Origin of the sequence: Bradyrhizobium sp. Mp19 (assembly GCF_029952935.1) — a bacterium.
In the GTDB taxonomy this organism is placed as follows: domain Bacteria; phylum Pseudomonadota; class Alphaproteobacteria; order Rhizobiales; family Xanthobacteraceae; genus Bradyrhizobium; species Bradyrhizobium elkanii.
In genome coordinates, this window is record NZ_JASAUT010000083.1 from 1 (window position 1) to 20,777 (window position 20,777).

The 20,777-nt window shown below is 64.7% G+C and carries 27 protein-coding genes; 18 read left to right on the forward strand and 9 right to left on the reverse strand.

Features of this window, described 5'->3' with window-relative positions:
* Positions 1 to 78: 78 nt before the first annotated feature.
* Positions 79 to 924: a nucleoside triphosphate pyrophosphohydrolase gene (gene mazG / locus QJT82_RS41555; RefSeq protein WP_028344024.1), complete on the reverse strand. Its 846-nt coding sequence runs from the start codon at positions 922 to 924 to the stop codon at positions 79 to 81.
* A 128-nt stretch (positions 925 to 1,052) separates the two neighbouring features.
* Here mazG and queC point away from each other — a divergent pair, with 128 nt between their 5' ends.
* Positions 1,053 to 1,772, forward strand: a complete 720-nt coding sequence (gene queC, locus QJT82_RS41560; RefSeq protein ID WP_028344025.1) for a 7-cyano-7-deazaguanine synthase QueC — start codon at positions 1,053 to 1,055, stop codon at positions 1,770 to 1,772.
* Between the two features lie 346 nt (positions 1,773 to 2,118).
* Here the strand turns inward: queC and QJT82_RS41565 are convergent, their stop codons facing one another.
* From QJT82_RS41565 to nthA, 3 genes are read right to left on the reverse strand one after another with little or no spacing between them, the layout of a single operon-like run.
* Entirely contained in the window at positions 2,119 to 2,496 is a 378-nt protein-coding gene (locus tag QJT82_RS41565) for a nitrile hydratase accessory protein (RefSeq protein ID WP_028344026.1), read from the reverse strand.
* Entirely contained in the window at positions 2,496 to 3,155 is a 660-nt protein-coding gene (gene nthB / locus QJT82_RS41570; protein ID WP_028344027.1) for a nitrile hydratase subunit beta, read from the reverse strand. The genes QJT82_RS41565 and nthB overlap by 1 nt, the downstream gene beginning before the upstream one ends.
* Positions 3,152 to 3,781 (reverse strand): nitrile hydratase subunit alpha, encoded by a 630-nt coding sequence (gene nthA, locus QJT82_RS41575; RefSeq protein WP_028344028.1) that lies wholly within the window; start codon positions 3,779 to 3,781, stop codon positions 3,152 to 3,154. The genes nthB and nthA overlap by 4 nt, the downstream gene beginning before the upstream one ends.
* Positions 3,782 to 3,855: 74 nt before the next feature.
* On the opposite strand from nthA, the gene QJT82_RS41580 reads away from it, so the two are divergent.
* The 4 genes from QJT82_RS41580 to QJT82_RS41595 all read left to right on the forward strand — a co-directional run bounded on the left by QJT82_RS41580 (position 3,856) and on the right by QJT82_RS41595 (position 6,798).
* Positions 3,856 to 4,662, forward strand: coding sequence for an enoyl-CoA hydratase/isomerase family protein (locus QJT82_RS41580; RefSeq protein WP_028344029.1), 807 nt, complete (start codon positions 3,856 to 3,858; stop codon positions 4,660 to 4,662).
* Positions 4,663 to 5,453: 791 nt separating this feature from the next.
* On the forward strand, positions 5,454 to 5,801 hold the full coding sequence (locus QJT82_RS41585) for a response regulator (protein WP_028344030.1): 348 nt from the start codon (positions 5,454 to 5,456) through the stop codon (positions 5,799 to 5,801).
* A 397-nt stretch (positions 5,802 to 6,198) separates the two neighbouring features.
* A complete protein-coding gene (locus QJT82_RS41590) occupies positions 6,199 to 6,387 on the forward strand; it encodes a hypothetical protein (RefSeq protein ID WP_028344031.1) in 189 nt (62 codons plus the stop codon).
* Positions 6,388 to 6,618: 231 nt separating this feature from the next.
* The gene (locus QJT82_RS41595) at positions 6,619 to 6,798 is read left to right on the forward strand and encodes a hypothetical protein (RefSeq protein ID WP_028344032.1); all 180 of its coding nucleotides are present in this window, start codon (positions 6,619 to 6,621) and stop codon (positions 6,796 to 6,798) included.
* 50 nt (positions 6,799 to 6,848) lie between these two features.
* On the opposite strand, the gene QJT82_RS41600 is transcribed toward QJT82_RS41595, so the two are convergent.
* The 3 genes from QJT82_RS41600 to QJT82_RS41610 form a co-directional block, all read right to left on the reverse strand.
* The gene (locus tag QJT82_RS41600) at positions 6,849 to 7,037 is read right to left on the reverse strand and encodes a hypothetical protein (protein ID WP_155258748.1); all 189 of its coding nucleotides are present in this window, start codon (positions 7,035 to 7,037) and stop codon (positions 6,849 to 6,851) included.
* 90 nt (positions 7,038 to 7,127) lie between these two features.
* Positions 7,128 to 7,307: a hypothetical protein gene (locus tag QJT82_RS41605; protein ID WP_245288890.1), complete on the reverse strand. Its 180-nt coding sequence runs from the start codon at positions 7,305 to 7,307 to the stop codon at positions 7,128 to 7,130.
* 119 nt (positions 7,308 to 7,426) lie between these two features.
* A complete protein-coding gene (locus QJT82_RS41610) occupies positions 7,427 to 7,852 on the reverse strand; it encodes a response regulator (protein WP_051448125.1) in 426 nt (141 codons plus the stop codon).
* A gap of 106 nt (positions 7,853 to 7,958) precedes the next feature.
* Between QJT82_RS41610 and QJT82_RS41615 the strand changes: the two genes are divergently transcribed.
* The 13 genes from QJT82_RS41615 to QJT82_RS41675 all read left to right on the forward strand — a co-directional run bounded on the left by QJT82_RS41615 (position 7,959) and on the right by QJT82_RS41675 (position 18,655).
* Positions 7,959 to 8,969: a chemotaxis protein CheB gene (locus QJT82_RS41615; protein ID WP_028344036.1), complete on the forward strand. Its 1,011-nt coding sequence runs from the start codon at positions 7,959 to 7,961 to the stop codon at positions 8,967 to 8,969.
* Positions 8,969 to 9,238, forward strand: coding sequence for a hypothetical protein (locus QJT82_RS41620; RefSeq protein ID WP_028344037.1), 270 nt, complete (start codon positions 8,969 to 8,971; stop codon positions 9,236 to 9,238). Before QJT82_RS41615 ends, QJT82_RS41620 begins: the two co-directional genes overlap by 1 nt.
* 250 nt (positions 9,239 to 9,488) lie before the next feature.
* Entirely contained in the window at positions 9,489 to 12,659 is a 3,171-nt protein-coding gene (locus tag QJT82_RS41625; protein ID WP_028344038.1) for a CheR family methyltransferase, read from the forward strand.
* Entirely contained in the window at positions 12,660 to 13,406 is a 747-nt protein-coding gene (locus tag QJT82_RS41630) for a Crp/Fnr family transcriptional regulator (protein WP_259243388.1), read from the forward strand.
* 266 nt (positions 13,407 to 13,672) lie between these two features.
* Positions 13,673 to 13,873, forward strand: a complete 201-nt coding sequence (locus QJT82_RS41635; protein ID WP_028344040.1) for a hypothetical protein — start codon at positions 13,673 to 13,675, stop codon at positions 13,871 to 13,873.
* 358 nt (positions 13,874 to 14,231) lie between these two features.
* Positions 14,232 to 14,483: a hypothetical protein gene (locus QJT82_RS41640; RefSeq protein ID WP_155258749.1), complete on the forward strand. Its 252-nt coding sequence runs from the start codon at positions 14,232 to 14,234 to the stop codon at positions 14,481 to 14,483.
* Between the two features lie 251 nt (positions 14,484 to 14,734).
* On the forward strand, positions 14,735 to 15,583 hold the full coding sequence (locus QJT82_RS41645; protein WP_028344041.1) for a hypothetical protein: 849 nt from the start codon (positions 14,735 to 14,737) through the stop codon (positions 15,581 to 15,583).
* Between the two features lie 33 nt (positions 15,584 to 15,616).
* Positions 15,617 to 15,838 carry a hypothetical protein gene (locus tag QJT82_RS41650; protein ID WP_028344042.1) on the forward strand — a complete coding sequence of 74 codons (222 nt, stop codon included), beginning with the start codon at positions 15,617 to 15,619 and terminating at the stop codon, positions 15,836 to 15,838.
* Between the two features lie 4 nt (positions 15,839 to 15,842).
* Positions 15,843 to 16,286: a hypothetical protein gene (locus QJT82_RS41655; protein ID WP_338132202.1), complete on the forward strand. Its 444-nt coding sequence runs from the start codon at positions 15,843 to 15,845 to the stop codon at positions 16,284 to 16,286.
* Positions 16,287 to 16,392: 106 nt separating this feature from the next.
* The gene (locus QJT82_RS41660) at positions 16,393 to 16,896 is read left to right on the forward strand and encodes a hypothetical protein (protein WP_028344043.1); all 504 of its coding nucleotides are present in this window, start codon (positions 16,393 to 16,395) and stop codon (positions 16,894 to 16,896) included.
* Between the two features lie 2 nt (positions 16,897 to 16,898).
* A complete protein-coding gene (locus QJT82_RS41665) occupies positions 16,899 to 17,981 on the forward strand; it encodes a YihY/virulence factor BrkB family protein (RefSeq protein WP_028344044.1) in 1,083 nt (360 codons plus the stop codon).
* A 54-nt stretch (positions 17,982 to 18,035) separates the two neighbouring features.
* A complete protein-coding gene (locus QJT82_RS41670) occupies positions 18,036 to 18,260 on the forward strand; it encodes a hypothetical protein (RefSeq protein ID WP_028344045.1) in 225 nt (74 codons plus the stop codon).
* A gap of 65 nt (positions 18,261 to 18,325) precedes the next feature.
* Positions 18,326 to 18,655 carry a four-helix bundle copper-binding protein gene (locus QJT82_RS41675; RefSeq protein WP_028344046.1) on the forward strand — a complete coding sequence of 110 codons (330 nt, stop codon included), beginning with the start codon at positions 18,326 to 18,328 and terminating at the stop codon, positions 18,653 to 18,655.
* Positions 18,656 to 18,847: 192 nt separating this feature from the next.
* Here QJT82_RS41675 and QJT82_RS41680 read toward each other — a convergent pair whose 3' ends face one another.
* Both QJT82_RS41680 and QJT82_RS41685 read right to left on the reverse strand, forming a co-directional pair.
* The gene (locus QJT82_RS41680) at positions 18,848 to 19,279 is read right to left on the reverse strand and encodes a CBS domain-containing protein (protein ID WP_016845942.1); all 432 of its coding nucleotides are present in this window, start codon (positions 19,277 to 19,279) and stop codon (positions 18,848 to 18,850) included.
* Between the two features lie 191 nt (positions 19,280 to 19,470).
* Positions 19,471 to 20,730 carry a DUF763 domain-containing protein gene (locus tag QJT82_RS41685; protein ID WP_028344047.1) on the reverse strand — a complete coding sequence of 420 codons (1,260 nt, stop codon included), beginning with the start codon at positions 20,728 to 20,730 and terminating at the stop codon, positions 19,471 to 19,473.
* Between the last annotated feature and the right edge of the window lie 47 nt (positions 20,731 to 20,777).

The following is a 20,777-nucleotide window of genomic DNA, read 5'->3' on the forward strand; positions in this document are numbered from 1 at the left end:
CCAGCCAGCATGGTGAATCAGAAACACACTGATTTGGGAATCCCAAATCGATTCAACCTAAACCCATCCCGCTTTAGATCACGCGGTATGGGTCCCTGCTTTCGCAGGGACGACAGCGGTCTTCGCTTCGTTCCACAATGCATCCATCTCCTCCAGCGATGCATCATCGAGCGAACGCCCCTTCGCCGCCAGCGCCTTCTCGATATAGGCAAACCGCCGCTCGAACTTGGCGTTGGTCGCACGCAGCGCCGCTTCCGGATCGGCGTCGACGTGGCGGGCGAGGTTGACCAGCGCGAACATCAGGTCGCCGGTCTCTTCCGCGATCTCGGCCTTGTCGTTGCGGTCGAGCGCGGCTTCGATCTCGTCGGCCTCCTCGCGGATCTTGGCGAGCACCGCGCGCGGGTCGTTCCAGTCGAAGCCGACGGTGGACGCCTTGCGCTGCAACTCCACCGCGCGCGTCAGGGCAGGCAGGCCCGCCTTCACGCTCGCCAGCAGCGATTTGTGCGCGGTGTCTTCGGGCGGCCGCCGCGCGGCGCGCTCGGCCTTCTCCTCGGCCTTGATCCGTTCCCAGGCGCTCTTGACGCCGGCCGGCTGGATGTTGCCGTCCTTGTCGGCGAAGACGTGCGGGTGACGGCGGATCATCTTCCTGGTGATCGCCTCGACCACATCGCCAAACGCAAACGCGTTCTGCTCCTCGGCCATCCTGGCGTGATAGACCACCTGCAACAGCAGGTCGCCGAGCTCCTCGCGCAAATCGTCGAGATCGCCGCGCGTGATCGCATCCGCAACCTCATAGGCCTCCTCGATCGTGTAGGGCGCGATGGTCTGAAAATTCTGAACGAGGTCCCAAGGGCAGCCGGTCACCGGCGTGCGCAGCGCAGCCATGATCTCGATCAGGCGGGAAATGTCGCGGGAAGGGGTCATGGGGCACCGCTGTATGAGAGGTATGGCCGTTATGCCAAATCGGCCCTGTCGATCCCAGCAAAACACGCCGGAAACACGGCACTGTCCACGGATTGGCCACGGCGCCGTCAGGTGCTAAATCGCGTTCCATGACCGATCAGAACGCTTCCGACACCGCGCTGGTGCTGTTTTCCGGCGGCCAGGATTCCACCACGTGCCTTGCCTGGGCCTTGTCGCGCTTTGCCCGCGTCGAGATGCTCGGCTTCACCTACGGCCAGCGCCACGCGATCGAGCTCGATTGCCGGGACCAACTGCTGGCCGGGATCAAGCGGGTCCGACCGGAATGGTCCGCGAAACTCGGCGACAGCCACACGCTTGATATCCCGACGCTGTCGGAGATTTCCGACACCGCGCTGACCCGCGACGTCGCGATCGAAATGGGCGCGGACGGCTTGCCGAACACCTTCGTGCCCGGCCGCAACCTCGTGTTCCTCACCTTCGCGGGGGCGCTGGCCTATCGGCGCGGCATCCGCCACATCATCGGCGGCATGTGCGAGACCGACTATTCCGGCTACCCGGATTGCCGCGACGAGACCATCAAGGCATTGCAGTCCGCGCTCAACCTCGGCATGGCCAGGGATTTCGAGCTGCACACGCCGCTGATGTGGCTCGACAAGGCCGCGACCTGGCGGCTCGCGCACGAGCTCGGCGGAGCAGGGCTGGTCGACCTGATCCGCGAACACTCGCACACCTGCTATCTCGGCGAACGTGGCGCGCAGCACGATTGGGGCTATGGCTGCGGCGAATGCCCGGCCTGCAGCCTGCGGGCCAAGGGCTGGCGGGAATATGTTGCTCAGGGTGGCCCGTAACAGTGGGCTGATAGCCGTCCGCAGAGGCGCACTGCCAAAATATCGAAAACAACCCCATGCAAAGGAGTCGGCGGCTGCCGTTCGACACCGCAACTTGACACGTCGGGCAACTCAGCGGTACTCTTCTATTATCCAGAAATAGTGCAGATGCGGCTCGAATCGCAAACCCATCCTCATCGTCGTCCCGGCGAAGGCCGGGACCCATAACCACAAATGGTCTTTGTTGAGCGATGGTGGAACGACGAGTCGCGTTCACACAATATTCGCCGCGGAGTATGGGTCCCTGCTTTCGCAGGGACGACAGCTGTGAATGCGGCGCGATCTGGTGCTACGGCGGAACGCGCCGCTACGCGAAATCCCCCGGCGTCAGCACGATCGGCTGGCCGTGCGGGGTGCGGTCGGCGGCGTGGTCCCAGGCGTCGCGGTAGCGGTGCAGTGTCTCATGCGTCGTGACGCCCTTGGCGGCCACGAGGTGTTCGAGGGTTGCCAGCCAATGCTGGTAATAGGTCTCGCCGGTGTCGGGATCGCCGGCCGCCTGCGCGCGCTTGATCTGGTCGGCGAGCGCGGCAGCCCATTCGGTCCAGGTGAACACGCCGCGGTCATGCAGGCTCAACGCCATGGCGAACGCCTGCGCTTCCCAGGGGGCGCGGAATACCGGGCCGTCCTGGTCGCGGGGAATGCTCGAGACGGCGCTGGTGGCGCGCGCGGCGGCACCGGCATCCATCAGACGGCCTCGAGATACGGCTCGAACGCGTCGATCGAGACCTTGATGGTCGGATCGGAGTCCGGTCCCCACAGCTCGCGTCCGTCGAACACGACGGTGTACAGCCACTGCGGATGTTCGCCGGCGTCGTTTGCGACCGTGTCGGGAAACACATGACAGCCATGATCGCGCTCGACCACCCCGACGTGACCGCGCACGTAGCGCGGCAGCCGCGTGTGCGTGGCGGGATGGATGTTCTTCGCCCGCACCCGATCGCCGGCCTTGAATTTCGCAGGCCCCGGCGCGGCGCGGCCGAACTTGCCGCGCACCATGATGCGCTCGATGTCGGCCACCGAGAACTTGCCGTGCTTGAGCGCTTTCGCCGGCGCGACGGCATGTCCGGCAGTAACGTCGTCCCTGGAGATATAGCCCTTGTCGAGCAGCAGGGCTTCCAGCCCGAGCAGCCATTTCCTGTAGTAGGAGCTCGACAGATAGACCTGCGGGGGCAAGGTCTCGCGATAGAAGCGCGAGGCGTCGATGTTGAAGGCGCCGGCCGCGCCCATCGCGCGGACCATGGCGAGCACCCGGGATTCCCATTCCTCATGGAACATCGGCTCGTTCGGCTCGGGGTCGACCTTGCCGAACCCGTCCATGCCGCCCATGTCATGGACGCCGTTCATGACGGCGCTCCCGGCTTTTTGGGAAAGCCGGTGCCGATCATGGAATCGCGCGTCACCAGCTCGGCGAGCTGGTCTTCGCTCCAGCCCTCGGTGCCTTCGGGCCGCATCGGCAGCACCAGAAAACGCGTCTCCGCGGTCGAATCCCAGACCCGGATCTCCGTCTCCTTCGGCAGGCTGACGCCGAAATCGGCGAGCACGCCGCGCGGATCCTTGACCGCGCGCGAGCGATACGGCGAGGCCTTGTACCAGACCGGCGGCAGCCCCAGCATTTCCCAGGGATAACAGGAGCACAATGTGCAGACGACCATGTTGTGGCGGCCAGGCGTGTTCTCGATCGCGACCAGATGGTCGCCGACCCGGCTGACATGGCCGAGGGTGCCGACCGCCTTGCTGGCGTCCTCGAGCAGCGCCTTCTTGAAGGCGGGATCGGTCCAGGCCTTGGCGACGACGCGGGCGCCGTTATGCGGGCCGATCTTGGTCTCATAGGCCTGTACGATGGCGTCGAGCGCGGCAGCCTCGACATAGCCCTTCTCGGTCAGGATCGATTCCAGCGCGCGGACGCGCAGTTCGGTCTCCGACAGTTCGGAATGGTCGTGATCGTGGTGGTGATGATCATGTTCGCTCATGCCCACAGAATAGGCGAAACCGTCATGCTATGTCGAGGCAGGCAGTACACAAGAATGCGAGCGGGGAGGTATGCGTGGTTGATGATGTGACGATCGAGAAGGGGCTCGGACCGGAGGGACGGATCGCGGTGGTGCGGTTCGACCGCGGCGACGGTATCAACGCGCTGTCGCCGGATGCGCTGCGGCAGCTGACCGACGCGGCGCGCAGTTTCGAGGACGACGGCGAGACCTCGGTGGTGGTGCTGACCGGCGGCGCCAAATCGTTCAGCGCCGGCTTCGACCTCAAGGATGCCGAAGGGCGTTCTCGCCAGACCATGGACATGGGCGCGCTGCGCCGGCACCTGAAGCTCGGGCCGCGGCTGACGCGCGCCTGGCAGGACATGGAGCAGGTCACGATCGGCGCGATCGAGGGGTTTTGCGTCGGCGGCGGCGTGGCACTCGCGGTCGCGCTGGATTTCCGCGTCATGGCGCGCGACGCGCATATGCGGGTGCCGGAAATCGCGCTCGGCATGAACATGAGCTGGCAGAGCGTGCCGCGCATGCTGCATCTGATGGGACCGGCGCGCACCAAGCAGGCGGTGATCCTGGCCGACGACCGGATCTCGGCCGAGGAGGCCTACGAATGGGGCCTGGTGGAGCAGGTCACCGATCCTGGAAGGTCATATGAAGCCGCGATGGCGCTCGCGGCCAAGGTCGCCGCCCAGCCGCCGATCTCGGTCGCGATGACCAAGCTGACGGTCAACCGGCTGGCACATGCGCTCGACGATCTCGCCAGCCACATGGACCTCGACCAGTTCGCGCTGGCCAGCCTGACCGCGGATCACAAGGAAGGCGTCGCGGCCTTCCTCGGACGGCGGAAGCCGCGCTTCAAGGGGCGCTGATACGTGTCGTTCAGGAGGCTTCCAGGCTTCGAAAAGGCGAAGGCCCTGACGCCGGGCCGGTGCGTCAGGGCCTTTGCGGTGCGGAGACGACCCCAGCACCTTTCAGGGCCTGGGAGCCGACGTTGGGGTCATCCGCCTGCACCGTTGTCGAGACCGAGCAGACAGCGGGTACCATGCGCCCATCACCGGCGTCCGCATTTGCCTATGTGAATCGCCATCGTCGTCCTCTCGGAGCTCCAAGTTACTTTCGCCGCCGCGCTCTGGTGCGGGCTGCTTTCCTCGCTGCGGCCGAACGAACGGCGTATCGGACCGGCCCAGCCCTTTGGACTGCGCAGCACGATCATCGCCCAGCGCGCGCCGATCGTTTGCCGGCACGCGCCTCTGTTTGGATTTTACGAATTCCTGCGAACTCACCGATCTCTCATATGTAAATGCCGGAACCGGGCGGAGAGATGACAAGCGGCCGCTGACTGATGTTTCGACCGCGATTCGATATCCGCCTTATTCAGCCGAAGGGTGCAGTTGATGAATCTCATCGACCGCTACTTTTTCGCCGCAACGATGACGGTGACAATTGTACTCTGGCTGTACCTCGGGTTGCTGGTGGCCGGTAGCTGACGGCGCGCTCCTCTAAAGCCAGGGTTACCCCCGCCTTGGCGTCGAATTTCCCTGCTCATTAAATAGGCCATGGCCACTGTCCTAACGGCGCACACAACGACGCGCCCGGGAAACCCGACCGGCGGGAAAACGTTAACGCCTCGATCATCCGCGCAACTGGCAGAGGTGCTGCTATGCGTACGATCTTGATCGTGGAAGACGAGTATTTCATTGCCGATGACTGTGCCACGCTGGCACGGCAGGCCGGCTATCACGTCGCCGGTCCGTTCGCTTCGATCGACGAGGCCCGCCCGCATGCGTCCGGCGCCTGTGGCGCGCTGATCGACATCAACGTCAATGGAACCGCGTCCTACAAGTTGATCGATACCCTGCTTGCGATGGGAACTCCGGTCACCCTCTACACCGGCTACGACGCCAGCACGTTGCCCGAGAAGTATGCGCATCTCCCCGTGGTGACCAAGACGCGCGGGTGTGCGGAGGCTCTCGGGATACTGTGCAAGCAGATGAGATCCGCTGAATAGCTGGCGAGCTGAACGCAGATCGATGCGCGCGCCGGGATGCGCAGCGGTGGTTATGGGTGCCGGCCCCCCGTGAGAGCTCGCTGCTCTTTCCACACGTCGTCCCTGCGAAAGCAGGGACCCATAACCACAGGGCTGCGTTGTTGAAACGGGCTGTGGCTCCAGCGCAGCAAGCCAACTGACGTCGGCGGCCATGGGTCCCTGCTCCCGTGCGCAATTGCGCACTAGGCAGGGACGACACCGCACGTATTGCGCTGAGGTTCCCGGCACTGGCACTTTTGTTGGCAACTTTCCTCGCCGAGGTTTATTGTCTCCTCATCACCGGCCGAGGCTCTGCCCGTAGGCGTCGGTGGCTGAGAGACCGATGGTGCTCCCGCCTGCATAACCGGGGAGCACGACCATGCCCAACGAGCGGTACATCTATCGCCTTTCCAATTCCCACGATCTCGACGATGCCGAGCGGACGATCCGGGTCGTCGGCCAGGCACGCAAACTCCTCGCCGAAAACCCCGCCAGCACATTTCTGGGCCGCAAGACGCAGGAACCCTTCCCGCAAGCGGAAAGCCAGTACGGGAACCTGAAATCCTGACTCGCGATAAGCGTTCGCATCTTGCGGAGGCGCAGCCGCGCGGGATGGTGACTACTGGCACCTGCTCGCCAGGCATCAGGCCATGAAGCGGCGGATCGATGCCAGCGACGAACGCGCGCTCGAACAATTTGCGAAGTCTGATGAGCTGCTGCGTTTGTCACGGCTGGGCAAACCTGCCCCGACTTATCCCATGACAGGGCGGACGCTGCGATCCAGTGACATGGTTCGTCGATGATCGATCCCCTGTTCGCCCGCGCTCAGCTTGCCATCGAAGAAAGTCACACTTTGCGCGCACAAAAGAAATCGCTCGCGGATCAGCGGGACGAGCAGCTCGCCGAGCTGCGGCAATCGGTGCGTAATTCCGCGAGCGCGCGCATGGAGATCAAAGCTCACCGCGACAACAGCAAGTAAGGTTTTTGCTGATAGGGTCGGGGCAATATTCCGATCGGTCGGTAGGTCGACTAGCGGGCTTTGATGAAGCGTTCGAGATGCATGGATAATTCGTAGCTCAGTGCCAATCGTCGCCAGGATCGCGCCAGCAACTCGCAATCCTTGCGCGTCGTCTCGACGCTGGATGTCGCAGCCAGACGGTCGGCTTCATCGGCCAGTTGCCGGCATTCCGCGATCTGACCTGTTGAATCCTGCAGCATCGCTGTCCTTCCCGAGGCCGATGCGCCGGGAGGATGCGTCAAGCCGCCGGTTTGCCGGAGATCGCGGGCCAAGACAATCAAGCAAGACAATCAGGCAATATGAATGTCACCCGATCTCAACGTCCTGAGCTGCGCGACGACGAGCCGCGCCTCGTCTGCCAATTGGGCGTTACGGATGCGCGTTTCCATGACGGTTGAGAGGTCGGCGATCAGCGCGCGTTCTGCGGCCGTCTGCTCCAGCAGCTCGATACGCCTTTCGATCTCGGTCATTACGCACCCCGTCCGATATCGTGACTGGAGCATCGTGGGGCTCTCTGCAAACCTCCGCACTAACATTTGCAAATGCCCGGCTGGATTATTGGTGTCCAGCAGCGCGATGAGACAGGCGGTCAGACCTGCGGATCAATCTGCTTCATGGGATCACCGCGCAGGATCATGCCGGCGAGCCCGTGCGCCATGGCGCGCTGATCGAACGGCTTCTCCCACAACGGGACGTCCGCGAACTCGGTGCCGAGTACGATCTTGTCGTATCCCGAGGTGAACACGATCGGCACGCCGCGCGCCTGGAGCTCGCGCGCGACCGGATAGATCATCTGCTTGCGGATGTTCACATCGAGCACCGCACCATCGATCACGCCGCCGTCGTGCAGGATGCGAAGCGCATCGTCGATGTCACCGGCCGGCCCGGCGATATCCGCACCAAGCGCGCGCAGCGCGCTGCGCATGTCGTCGGCAAGGAAATATTCGTCTTCGACGATCAGGACGCGCCGTCCTGTCAAGAGTGGGGGTTCGCGCAAATGTGCAAATTCGGACATGTCAATTCCGGCCGCGCCCGGCGTGATGTCTTCGCAAAATTGGAACATAGGACGAATGCGCGCCTTGTTGCAAACAATGTTGGAAATGTTGGAAAAGGCAGGTTCCATGTCCAATCGGGACATCATCGTCATCGGCGGTTCGGCCGGGGCGACTGCACCGTTGAAGGAGATTCTGGGCCGGCTGCCGGCCGATCTACCGGCCGCGGTCTTCATCGTCTTGCACATACCGGCCCACGGGATCGGCATCCTCTCGACGGTCGCGAAGGCCGCCGGCAAGCTGCCGGTCCGGCAGGCGGAAAGCGGCATGGTCATCGAAAATGGTCACGTCTATCTGGCGGCACCGGACCGCCATCTCCTGATCCAGGACGGCCACCTGATGCTCGGCCGCGGGCCACGCGAAAATCTGGTACGGCCGGCGATCGACGCGCTGTTTCGCTCGGCCGCACTGCACTATGGACCGCGGGTGATCGGCGTCGTGCTCAGCGGCCTGCTGTCCGATGGCGCGGCAGGCCTGAACGCGATCAAGCGCTGCGGCGGGGTTGCGCTGGTTCAGGACCCGCAGGATGCGATGTCCGACGAAATGCCGCTCAGGGCATTGGAAGCGACCACGGTCGATCTCTGTATCTCGGGCGCACAGCTTGGCGATGTGCTGTCCGATCTCGCCCGGGAACGGGCCGGCGCGGTGCTGCCGATCCCGCCCGAGATCGTGCTGGAGGTGAAGATCGCGGCAGGCGAGCGCATCGGCAGCGATACGCTGGTCGATATCGCCGATCCCGCGCCGCTGACCTGTCCAGGGTGCGGCGGCGTCCTGTCCGAGCTGAAGGTCGGGCATCCGCTGCGATTTCGCTGTCAGGTCGGCCATGCCTATACCGCCGATGCCCTCGCCAAGGAGCAGGAAGGCCGGGTCGACGAAGCGCTTCGGGTCGCGCTGCGCATCATCGAGGAGCGCGCCGAACTGGTGCATCGGATGGCCGAGGACGGCCGCCAGAGCGGGCGGCCGGCGATCGCACAAATGTATGAGGCGCGCGCCGCTGAATACCGCGAATATGCCGATATGATCCGGCGTGTCGTGCTACAATCGCTCGATCCGAAGCGACCGGCGCGGAAGGAGCCGTGATGGCCAGCGCTGAGCATGCGAACTGGGCCGAACAGTTGCGGTCCGAGCGCGCGCTGCTGGTCAAGGCTGACATCGACATCGAGGAGGGCTGGCGGCGCGTCCGCAACCAGCAGGATTTGCTGGATTGGCTCCAGCGGGCTGGTCACGATACTGAGCAGGCCGAACATCTCGTCAGTCTGCTCAAGCGGACCTTGATCGAGTGGGAACGACACCGGACCCTGATTGTGCAGCGGGTCGCATACCTGGAGGAGCAGGTCGCATCCCATTAGCGCTCGGGAAAAGCACGGCCGGCGTTCGAGCATGTGGCTGGCCTGCCGCGGAAGCCGCTGACGCCGGAGGTCATTTTCGCCGAGCCGTCGGCGACCACGGCGACCGTTCCCGCCGCAGAGGCCAACGGCGCCCTCATCAAGGTTCTTAGGAAGGTGGAGATTTCCTACTTATCCCGTTGGGATAGGACTAAACTCTGCTATCAGCAGACGCAGGCGAGACGCCCGCGGGAATGTGAGAGCCGCTGCAATCATGGATGACGTTGGCCAACCCCAGAGCGGAGGCGAAGGGCGCCAGTCCAAGGCGCCGCTGATCATCGGTGTGGGCGCGTCCGCCGCAGCCCTCGATAGCATCGAGCGGTTCTTCTCGAAACTGAGGCTCAATCCCGACCAGGCCGTCGTGCTCGTGTTGCAGTACCGGGATGCCATCGAGGACACCCGGTTGCGCGGAGCGTTGCAGCGATCGGAAGGCGCCCGACTGTCCGAGATCAGCGACGGACAGCTCGTCGCGGGCGGCGTGATCCATCTGTGTCCGTCCGACATGATCACCACCGTTCATGGCGACCGTTTCGCCGTCCGGCGCGCCGAGCAGGCGCGCGCGGAGCGGGCCACCATCGACAGCTTCCTGGTGTCGCTGGCGGAGGAGCGCGCCGAGGAATCGATCGGCGTGGTGCTGGCCGGCACGGGTGGCGACGGTACGCTCGGGGTCGGGACCTTGAAGGATCATGGCGGTCTTGCGATCGCCGAACGCATTGGCGACGGTCAGTCCAACCCCCACGACGAAGGCAGTTCGGCCGCGGCGATCGCCGATTTCGTGCTGCCGCCGGAGGACATTCCGGAGCATATCGATGTCTATTCCCGCCATTTGCGCCGGCTCGAGGAGAAGCAGGGCTTCGACGAAGTGCTGGCGGCGGCGGCCAGCTCGCTCGCGCGAATCGCGGATATTCTTCGCAACAAGACCGGCAACGACTTCCACGGCTACAAGCAGAACACGTTCCTGCGCCGCGTCCAGCGCCGCATGCAGGTGGTGCAGATCGACGATATCTCCGCCTATGTCGATTTCCTGAGAAACGACAAGGACGAGGCGCAACATCTGTTCAACGACCTCCTGATCGGCGTCACGGAATTCTTCCGCGACAAGAAGGAGTTCGAAGTCCTGGAAACCCAGATCATCCCGAAGATATTCGAAGGGAAGGGCGCCGGCAGGCAGGTGCGCGTCTGGGTGCTTGGCTGCGCGACCGGCGAAGAGGCCTATTCGATCGGCATCCTGCTGCGCGAGCATATGGCCGGTCTCGACTCGGTGCCGCAGGTGCAGATCTTCGCGACCGATATCGATGGCCGCGCGCTCGCCGCCGCGCGGGTTGGGCGTTATCGGACCAGTATCGAGAACGATATGACGCCGGAGCGGCTGGCGCGCTGGTTCGTGCGCGAAGGCGACACCTATTGCGTGGTCAAGGAATTGCGCGAGATGTGCATCTTCTCGCAGCACAACGTCATCAAGGACGCGCCGTTCTCCAAGCTCGATCTGGTGTCGTGCCGCAACCTGCTGATCTATCTCAATGGCGAGCTGCAGAACCGCGTCATCCCGCTGTTCCATTTTGCGCTGCTGCCGGACCGGTTCCTGTTTCTCGGCAATTCCGAGAACGTCACCCGGCATCCGAAGCTGTTCGCGCCGGTCGACCGCCGCGCGCGCATCTTCAAGAAGCTCGAGACCGGGACACGGCTGCCGCCGGAATTCCCCATCACGACGGTCACGGGGCGGGCCTCCGTCGACATCCCGCCGGTACGTTCCGTCGGCCCGGATGTCGGCCTCGAGCGCCGCGCCCAGCGCATTGCCGAGCGCTATGCGCCGGCCTATGTGATCACCGACGACCACTTTCACATCCTGCATTTCTCCGGCCGCACCGGCCGCTATATCGAGCCGACCGCAGGCACGGCGACGCTCGATTTGCTGCAGCTCGTGCATCGCGACCTCAGGCTTGAACTGCGCACGGTGCTCAGCCGTGCCGCGGAAACCAATGAAGCGGCGCATGCCGAGCAGTTGCAACTCGGCGTCAACGGGCATCGCATGCTGGTCGACATCACGGTCGAGCCAATCCAGGACGGTCCCGCCGGCCATCGCAACTTCGTCATCCTGTTCAAGGATGGCCCGATCCGTCCCGTGGAGCAGGCCGAGAACATTCCCAACATTCTGGTCAGGACCGAGCATGTCGAGCGGCTGGAAGGCGAGCTGCGCGCCACCCGCGAGCGGTTGCAAGCCACGATCGAGGAGCTGGAAAGCACCAATGAGGAGCTGAAATCCTCCAACGAGGAATATCAATCGCTGAATGAGGAACTGCAATCCGCCAACGAGGAGCTGGAGACCTCGCGCGAGGAATTGCAGTCGGTCAATGAGGAGCTGACCACCGTCAATGGCGAGCTGGCGCACCGCGTGCAGGAATTGACCCGCGCCACCAGCGACCTGAAGAATTTCCTCGAGAGCACCCAGATCGCGACGGTGTTCCTCGACAACGATCTGAAGGTGATGAACTTCACGCCCGCGATCACGCATTTGCTGCATCTGGTCGAGACCGATGTCGGCCGCCCGATCGCGCATATCAAGGCGCGGATTCCGATCGAGGAGCTCTACGACGATGTGCGGCGCGTGCTGCGGACGCTGGCCAGCGCCGAGCGCGAGCTGACCGCGCCCGACAGCGGCACGCGCTATATCGTGCGCATCCTGCCGTACCGCAGCATCGACAATTTCATCGCCGGCGTCGTAATCACCTTCATCGACGTCACCGCGATCACGCGGGCCGAGGAGCGGCAGCGGCTGCTGCTTGGCGAGCTGCAGCATCGCGTGCGCAACACGCTTGGCGTGGTCCGCTCGATCGCGCGCCGCTCGGCCGAGACCAGCGCGAACGTCGAGGACTATGCATCGCATCTCGACGGCCGGCTCAACGCCTTCGCGCGGACCCAGTCGCTGGTGACCCGCGATCCGGAAGGCGGCGTCGATCTCGAATATCTCGTGGTCGAGGAACTGCTGGCTTACAACGCGCGGGAGGGCGAGCAACTGAGAGTGTCCGGTCCCGGGATTCGCCTGCAACCCAAGGCCGCGGAGACCTTCGCGCTGGCACTCCACGAGCTCGCAACCAACGCCTTGAAATATGGCGCGCTGAGCCAACGCGCCGGGCGCATCGACGTTTCATGGCGCATCGATGATGCGGCCAAGCCACGGCAACTGGTGTTCAACTGGCGCGAACGCAGCGGGCCTGAAGTGGCGCCGCCGCGCCGCAGGGGATTTGGATCCGATCTCCTGGAGCGAACGCTGGAGTTTGAATTCAAGGGCAAGAGCACGCTTGAGTTCAATCCGTCGGGACTTCACTGTACGATCGCCATACCGATGAGCCCGCAAGCGATCCATACGCCGAGCATGGGGAGCTAGATGCATCCCCCGGTGCTCGAGGGGAATTTGGCGCAGCCGGTGATCCGGCGGCTCAACGCCATGCGGCAATTGTCCGAGCGGGGAATCGCGTTGCTGCAACAGGCGATCCAGGACGGGCTGCACCGCGCCCGCCCGGGCGAAGACCTCGCCACCGAGGGCGATCCGGTCGACAGCGTCAGGATCATCCTGTCGGGCTGGCTCTGCCGCTACAAGACGCTGGCCGACGGTCGTCGCCAGATCGTCAATTTTGTTCTGCCGGGCGACAGCTGCGACGCCTGCGTTTATCTGCTGTCGGTGATGGATCATTCGATCGGCGCTCTGACCCCGGTCACCTATGCCGACATCAAGCGCCCGGCCTTCGAGCAGCTGCTGGCGAGCGACCGTTCGCTCGAGGAAGCGCTGTGGTGCGAAACCATGGTGAACAGCGCGATCCAGCGGGAATGGACGGTCAATATCGGGCGGCGGGTGGCGCTGGAGCGGGTCGCGCATCTGTTGTGCGAACTCTATGAGCGCCTGCTGCCGGTTGGAATGATCGACGGCGATTCCTGCCTGTTTCCGATCACGCAGATGGATCTCGCCGATGCTACCGGGCTGTCCGTGGTCCATGTCAACAGGACGCTGCAGGAGCTGCGCGGCGCCGGCCTGATCGTGCTGCGCGACCGCATACTGACGATCAACGACCTGAAGCAGCTCAAGGACACGGCGCTGTTTTCGGCCGACTATCTGCACACCAAGCGGCGCGGCTGAGACGCGGCCGGTGCGGGGGGCGCGAGAAGCGTCGCAGGCGTTCGCCTGCGATCCTTGAAATGTCGCAGCAGGGCTAAAGCGGGCGCGGCGACATCGACGTTTTACCCAGCGCACTGACGATCTGAACATGACAGTGATTTGTCACGACGAAGACAGGGCGACGGTTGGCCGCGCAAGATTTGGATACGGCTGATAACATACTTGAAACCCTCTCGCGCCGTCTCGCGCTACGATGCGGTTCAATCCACGAGGGCAGGGAGGCAATCATGCTCGATGGAGAGACGGCGGCAGTGCTTCGCGCAGTGCTCGACGAGGTCTGCGGAGAGGTGCCGCGCTCCGATACGACGAAGCGGACCAACGTCGCCTCCGGATTGCTGCAGGCCGTTCGCGAGGGACGCTCGTCAATCGATGAGCTGCGCATCGCAGGCCAGGCCGCGTTGCGCACCGCCCCGAGCATGTGGGGCTAAGCAGTCTGATCGGGCAATCGCAGCGGCATGATTGTGCGTCGCACATTTGCAGACGTTAGTGCCGGAACCCGTTGCGAAGCGCAGGTTCTCGCGAGTTGACGCGCCACCGGCCGTCAGCGCAACCAGGAGAACCCCGCTACGACCCCAGCTCTCACTCCTGAGCTGGGGTCACTTGTGTCGAACAAATGGGAGTGAGCCGCAGCGACCGAGCAGTGCGCATCGATGGCTCCTCGAGATCGTCCGCCGGTCACGACCAGCCGCCATAATGGTGAAGGAACGTTCAGGAAAGTTCCGATCCTGTTCCTGCAACATGCACGGACGCCAGTCGTTGTCACGGCGTACTGGAAAGGAGGATGCCATGACGAAGCTTACGTACGCTCTTGCCGCGGTTGCGGCACTCTCGATAGCGGCACCGACCGTTGCGAGCGCGCAGGGTGTGGGCATCTATGTCGGCAGCGACCACGGCTATTACGGCAATCGATATTATGGTGGTCCGCGCGTCGACGTTTACCGGCATGACCGGGGCTGGCACCACGGCTGGTACAACCATCATCGCGACTACTACCGCGACCGCGGCTTCGTGATCCGTGGTCATGACTGGGACGACTAACGGTGCTGGTCGCACGTTGCGATAACCAGCTCGCGACGACCAATGAGGGCCTCGCTTCGGCGAGGCCCTTTTCATTGGCCGTACCGCATCGCGCCGGTTCGTCCACGTAGGAACCTTGGCTGATCCACCAAATTGTCAGGACGGGACGAGGTGGACGGAGGAGGTTTGCATGAACCAGTTGATTTATCTGGTCGGACTGATCGTGGTCATTTTGGCGATATTGTCGTTCTTCGGGCTGCGGTAGGCGCATCATGGATAACGAGCGAGGGCTTGCCGTGTCCGCCGCCAACAGGACCGGGCTTCGGCTGCAATGGAGCCCGGTCATCGCCGGCGCGCTGGCTGCCGCGGCGCTGTCGGTAATTTTGATCGGCTTCGGCGCGGCGGTCGGATTGGGCGTGAGTTCAAGCTCGCCGTCATGGCGCGACGCATCGGCTGCGCTCGCGTTGCTGTCGGGGCTGTATTTGATTCTTCAGGCGGTGGTGAGCTTCGGCGTCGGCGGCTACATCGCCGGCCGGGCGCAGCGCGTGATTGGCGTGACCCCATCCGACGAGATCGACAGCCGCGACGGACTTCACGGACTGACCGCCTGGGCGCTCGCCGTCATCCTCGGTGCTACAATCGTCGCGCTGGTTGGCCTGTCAGCCGCGCGCCCGGTGCTCCAGAACCGGCCATCTGCGACGGCCGCGGAGCCGTTGCTGAGCGCCGAGCTCGACCGCCTGTACCGGTCGCTGCGGCGTCCGGCCAATATCGATATCGGCTATGAGCGGGCGGAGGCGGGCCGCATCCTGCTGACGAGCTCCGGCCGCAGCGGCGTCAGCGCCGACGATCGCAGCTACCTGATCCAGCAGGTCGCGGCCGCGACTGGTCTGGCCGCGGCGGAGGCGGAGAAGCGCGTCGACAGCGTGATGGGCGATGCCAGGACCGCGATCCAGCGGTCGCGGCGCAGCGCGGTGATTCTGGCGTTCTCGGTTGCGGCGGCGCTGCTGTTCGGTGCGGTCGCCGCGTGGGCCGCGGCCGGCGCGGGCGGCCGTCACCGCGACGGCGCCGCGTTGCCGGAGTGGATGGGCGGCAGGCCGACGACGGCCGTGCCGATTGTCTGATGCAGTTGTGAATGTCCTTCAAGGGAGACGATGATGGCAACGATCTTGGTGATGGACCACTCCGGCGACACGAGGCAGCAATTCGATCCCGACAACAGCGAGCAACTGGCCTGGGCGAATGCCCGCTTCGCCCAGCTCACATCGGACGGCTACACTGCCGCAATTCGGCAGGCGACCGGAGAGGCGAAGTTGGTCCGTGCGCTTGATCCGACCGCCGAGGAAACCCTGTTCTATCCGAGGCTGGTCGGCGGCTGACGCCATGCTCGCCCGTCTGCGCGAGATGCCCCTGCGATCCGCGCTCCGAGGAGCCGCCAGCACGCTGCGTGCGACGCTGGCCGCGATCTGGGATCGCTGGAAAGCGTATGAGCGAATTGAGGCGCGCGGACTTGCGCTGCTGTCCGCGTGGCTGTCACCCGAACAGCGGGCGCAATTCGAAAAACATAATCGCTTCGACGTCATCGGCTCGGAGTCCGGCAAGCGATATCGGATTTGCTACGGCACCTCGACCAACGTCTACGAGATGGACGGCGGCGACCGCATCGTGCTGGGCTGGTGCTTCCGGCCCGTCGGCTCACTGGTGGCGGGCGACGTCATGCTTGCCCAGAAAATCGCGCTCGAAACCGACGAACGCGCGACGCTCATGGTCGCCAAGCCATTCCCGAGCTCCATGCCACCACGCGCAAATCTCCCTCCGGTTAGTTAGCGCTCGGCCCGCGCTGCCCCGCGAGGCGCGAGCTGTCGCGTTGCCGGGGGAGGAACGTCGATCTTCCTGCCGGGTTGTCGGGTGCCAACTTGCTACGGACCTCGACATGCGCGTCAACACCCGGCCGTCTTCGCTGAGCCTGATCTTCCGCTCCTACCTTGCGGACTTGCGGCAATGGCTGGGGCGCCTCGTGACCGGCTACGCGCTGGCATGCGGCGTCATGCTGGTCGGCGCGGTCGCGCTCCTGGTTACGATCGGGATCGGGGTCGCCGCGGCTTTCCACGCCCTTGAAGTGCATTACGGCATCTGGATCGCATATGCCGCGACCGGGGGCGTCTTTCTCCTTCTCGGGATCCTGGGGTTGGTCGTGGGCCGTGTGCTGCTCGCGCGTCCTGCGCCGGCCGTGCCGCGCCCGGGCCGACAGGCCGACATGCTCAAGCGCACGATCGCAGTGCCCGTCGCGGCGCAGCTGATCGCCACCACCCGGACGGGAGCAGGGGGGAGCGTAGATCCCACCACCCGGGCACTGGCCGCCGGGGCTGCAATCATGCTTGTCGGCTGGTTCGCCGCATCGCGCGCCCGGCGTCAGCGCGACGCGATCCAGGACTAGCGATGGCGCCACGCAATTGGACCAACGACCTGATGCTCGCCGGTGCAACGGCTCTGGCGACCTTGGCGATCTCTCGCCAGCTCTCCCGATCGGAGCGGTCGTCCGCTCGGGAGCAGGGCGTCGAACCCGCGCTGGCCGAAACCCGGGATCGTGGACGGCTCGCCGACACGCCGCTTGAGATTCCGGCCGCCGGCTGGAAGGACATTCTGCTGCGCACCTATCAGCAGATCGACGAGGACCGCCTGCTGGCCACCGCGGCCGGCGTCGTGTTCTACGGACTGCTGGCGATCTTCCCGGCCATCACCGCGCTGGTCTCGAGCTACGGCCTGTTCGCCGATCCGTCCACGATCTCATCCAACCTGCAGAGCCTGGCGCTGATGCTGCCGGAAGGCTCGTTTGCGATCGTCCAGGACCAGATCGCCCGCGTGCTCGCGAAGGGGACCTCGACGCTTGGCCTGACCTTTGCCGCCGGCCTGCTGATCGCGATCTGGAGCGCCCATGCCGGCATGAAGGCGATCTTCGATGCGCTCAACGTCGTCTATGATGAGAAGGAAAAGCGCGGCTTCGTCAAACTCAACCTGATGTCCCTCGCGTTCACGATCGCCGGGCTGATTTCCATCATGCTGATGGTCGGAGCGGTGGTCGTCGTCCCGCTGCTGCTGCAGCAGGTTGGACTGGGCACGACGGCCGAGCTCGTCATCCGGCTCGGACGGTGGCCGATCCTGGTGCTCCTGCTCCTCACCGCGCTTGCGGTGCTTTACCGCTATGGCCCGAGCCGAACCAGGCCGCGCTGGCAGTGGCTCAGCGTCGGCGCCGTCGCGGCAGCCGTGCTGTGGCTGGCCGGTTCGGTGCTGCTCTCCTGGTATCTGGCGAACTTCGGCGATTACAACGCGACCTACGGCTCGCTGGGGGCGGCCATCGGCCTGATGACGTGGATGTGGATGTCCGCCATCATCGTGCTGTGCGGGGCAGAGCTGAATTCAGAGATCGAGCATCAGACGATGCTCGATTCGACCGAGGGCCGCCGCAAGCCGCTCGGAGCGCGTGGCGCAACCATGGCCGACACGGTCGGCAAGGCGTCGTAACCGGCGCCGACCCCCGCAGCAACGCATCCAGCAATGAGCATAGGAACCAATGGCATGACCCGGGCTTATGCCAAAATGGTTCAGATCAACGTGCTGGAAAAACCGATCGAGCGGATCAAGGAGACCTGCGAGCTGATGGGCATCGCGGACAGGTTCGACCGCGCGCTTCCCGAGCTCGAGACCTTCCTCGAAGCCGAGATCGCACAGGGCGAGGTCCGCGAGTCGAAGCTGACCTTTGACGGGCTCTGCTACCTGCGCCAACTGCTGGCGCAGGCGTGATCCTCGCAACCCACGGCTTGCGGGAAGGGCGGCACACAAGGCGCAGCGCGGCGTGAGGTATCGACATGGCATTCTCGGAGGAAATGAACCGATGCGTTGAGACCTGTCTGTCCTGCTATAGGACCTGTCTCGCCACGGCCATGAACCATTGCCTCGTCACCGGCGGCAAGCATGTCGAGCCGGCACATTTCCGATTGATGATGGCCTGTGCGGAGATGTGCCGGACGGCGGCCCATTTCATGCTGATCAACACCCCCCATCACAAGCACACCTGCCGGGAATGCGCCGAGATCTGCGGTGAATGCGCCGAGGATTGCGATCGCGTCGGCGGCATGGACGAATGCGTGGCGATGTGCCGCGCGTGCGCGGAATCCTGCCGCAAGATGGCGGCCTGACGGCGCGGGCTCGCCGTTCGGTCAATCGGAGCTGACGTAGTGGGCGCGCCAGAGCAGCGCCGTGACGATCAGGGCGATGACCCCGGCGGCAATCACGATCCACGGTACATAGTCGGCCATTGGCACACCTGACGCTCCGCTTCGCGAGCCGGGCCTTTGCGAGCCAGAGCCGCGAAGCGGAGCCGTGTAAGTCTAGAGTTGCGCGTGCTGGGTGGTCGGGCGTGAGATCTGGCTGAGCGCCATGCCGGTGCCATCGCTGGCCTGGATCAGGGCGATATCCCCGAGCGCGATGATTCCGACCAGGCGCTTGTCCCGGCTCAGCACCGGCAGGCGCCGAACCTGGATCGCACCCATGTTCTGCGCGATGTCCTCGAGCTCCTGATCCTCGAAACAATACTTCACCTCGGCCGTCATGACGTCGCCGACCCGCGAGTCGGGGCCGCGACCCATTCCGATGCCGCGAAGCGCGATGTCGCGGTCCGTGATCATGCCGACCAGGCGCTCGCCATCGGCAACCGGCAGCAGGCCGACACCGAGCGCTGCCATCGCTTCTGCGGCATCGCGCAGCGTATCGTCGGGGGTGCACAGCTGGACGTCCGGTGTCATCGCGTCGCAAACCTTCATGCTTGCCTCTCCATGTGGCTGGTTGCGTCAACGGCCTAACGATGCGGCCCGGAACGGCGTTCCTAACTTTGTCACCGCGGCCAGCACGCAGGCGACCAACGGGAACGAAGCGCAGGCGCCGGCAGGCCGTGGTGGTACTTGCCGCTCTCGGTGGTCACCTCGAGGGACCTGACGATGGATCGAGCGGTGGATCAGCCCTCGCTTTGAGGCTTGGTGATCCCGTTGCGCTCGGCAAGGTCGGCTTCCCAGCCGAACACCGAGCGGCCGTCGAGCGCAGGAGAACGGGCCCGCTCGTTCGCGACAAACGCTTCGAAGGAGGGGCCGGTGGCAGTTCGTTCCAGCCTGCGGGCCTGATCGTCGAGCCGCTTCAAGGCCTGCATCTCCTCGTCGCGGCCGAGCTTTGCCTGCTGCACGGCCGACTTCAGCACGCGGATGGTCTCGTCATAGACCTTGATCGGCACCGGGAAGGGGTGACGGTCCTTGCCGCCATGGGCGAGCGAGAAGCGTGCCGGATCGCGGAAGCGGTAGGGCGTCCCGTGAACGACCTCGGCGACCATCGCGAGCGACTGCACCGTGCGGGCGCCGACGCCGGGCGTCAGCAGCAGCTCGGGAAAATCCAGCGGCCCGCGATCGGCAGCCGCGGCCAAGGTGCCGTGCAGGCGGCGGACGAACACGTCGCTCGAGCGCACGTCGTGATGCGCGGGCATGATCAGGTGCAGGAGGTCCGGCTGCGCGGTCGCGCTCTGCGTCAGCTCGGCATATTCACGCGTGATGCCGTCCGGCCCAAGCGCAGCGAGCAGATCGAGCTGCGCCTGGCGTGAGCTTTCGGCGCGGTGATCGGTGAGATTGACGATCTCGCCCTGCGTCGGGCCGTCGATCGCGCTGTGCGGCTCGTCGACGAAGCTGCGCAGGCCTTCGGAGTGCCAGTGATAGCGGCGGGCCTGCCGCTTGTCGCCGTTCATGCCTTGCTGGACGACGGTCCACTTGCCGTCGTCGGTGACGAAGAAGCCATGCAGGTAGAGCTCGAATCCGTCCTGCACCGCGGCGCTGTCGACCTTGGCCACCAGCCGGCTCGCGCGGGTCAGGGCGGCACCGTCGAATCCGACGCGGTCGCCAAGGGCGGACAGTTCATCCGGCGTGCGACGCGAATGCTTGCCGCGGCCGCCGCAGACGTGGATTCCGAGCTCGCCTTGCAGCGGCGCCAGACCTCGCTTCAGCGCACCGATGACGCTGGTGGTGATGCCGGACGAGTGCCAGTCCATGCCCATCACGGCGCCGAACGACTGGAACCAGAATGGATGCGACAGTCGCTGCAAAAAGGCATCGCGGCCGTGATGGTGGACGATAGCCTGGGTGATGATGGCGCCCAGCGTCGCCATGCGCGCCGCCAGCCATGGCGGCACGCGGCCGCCATGGAGCGGAAGATCGGCGCTGCCGGTGCGTCGGGCCATCGGGCTCCCAGATGCTGAATCGGCGTCCAATCTACCAGCAAATGCGA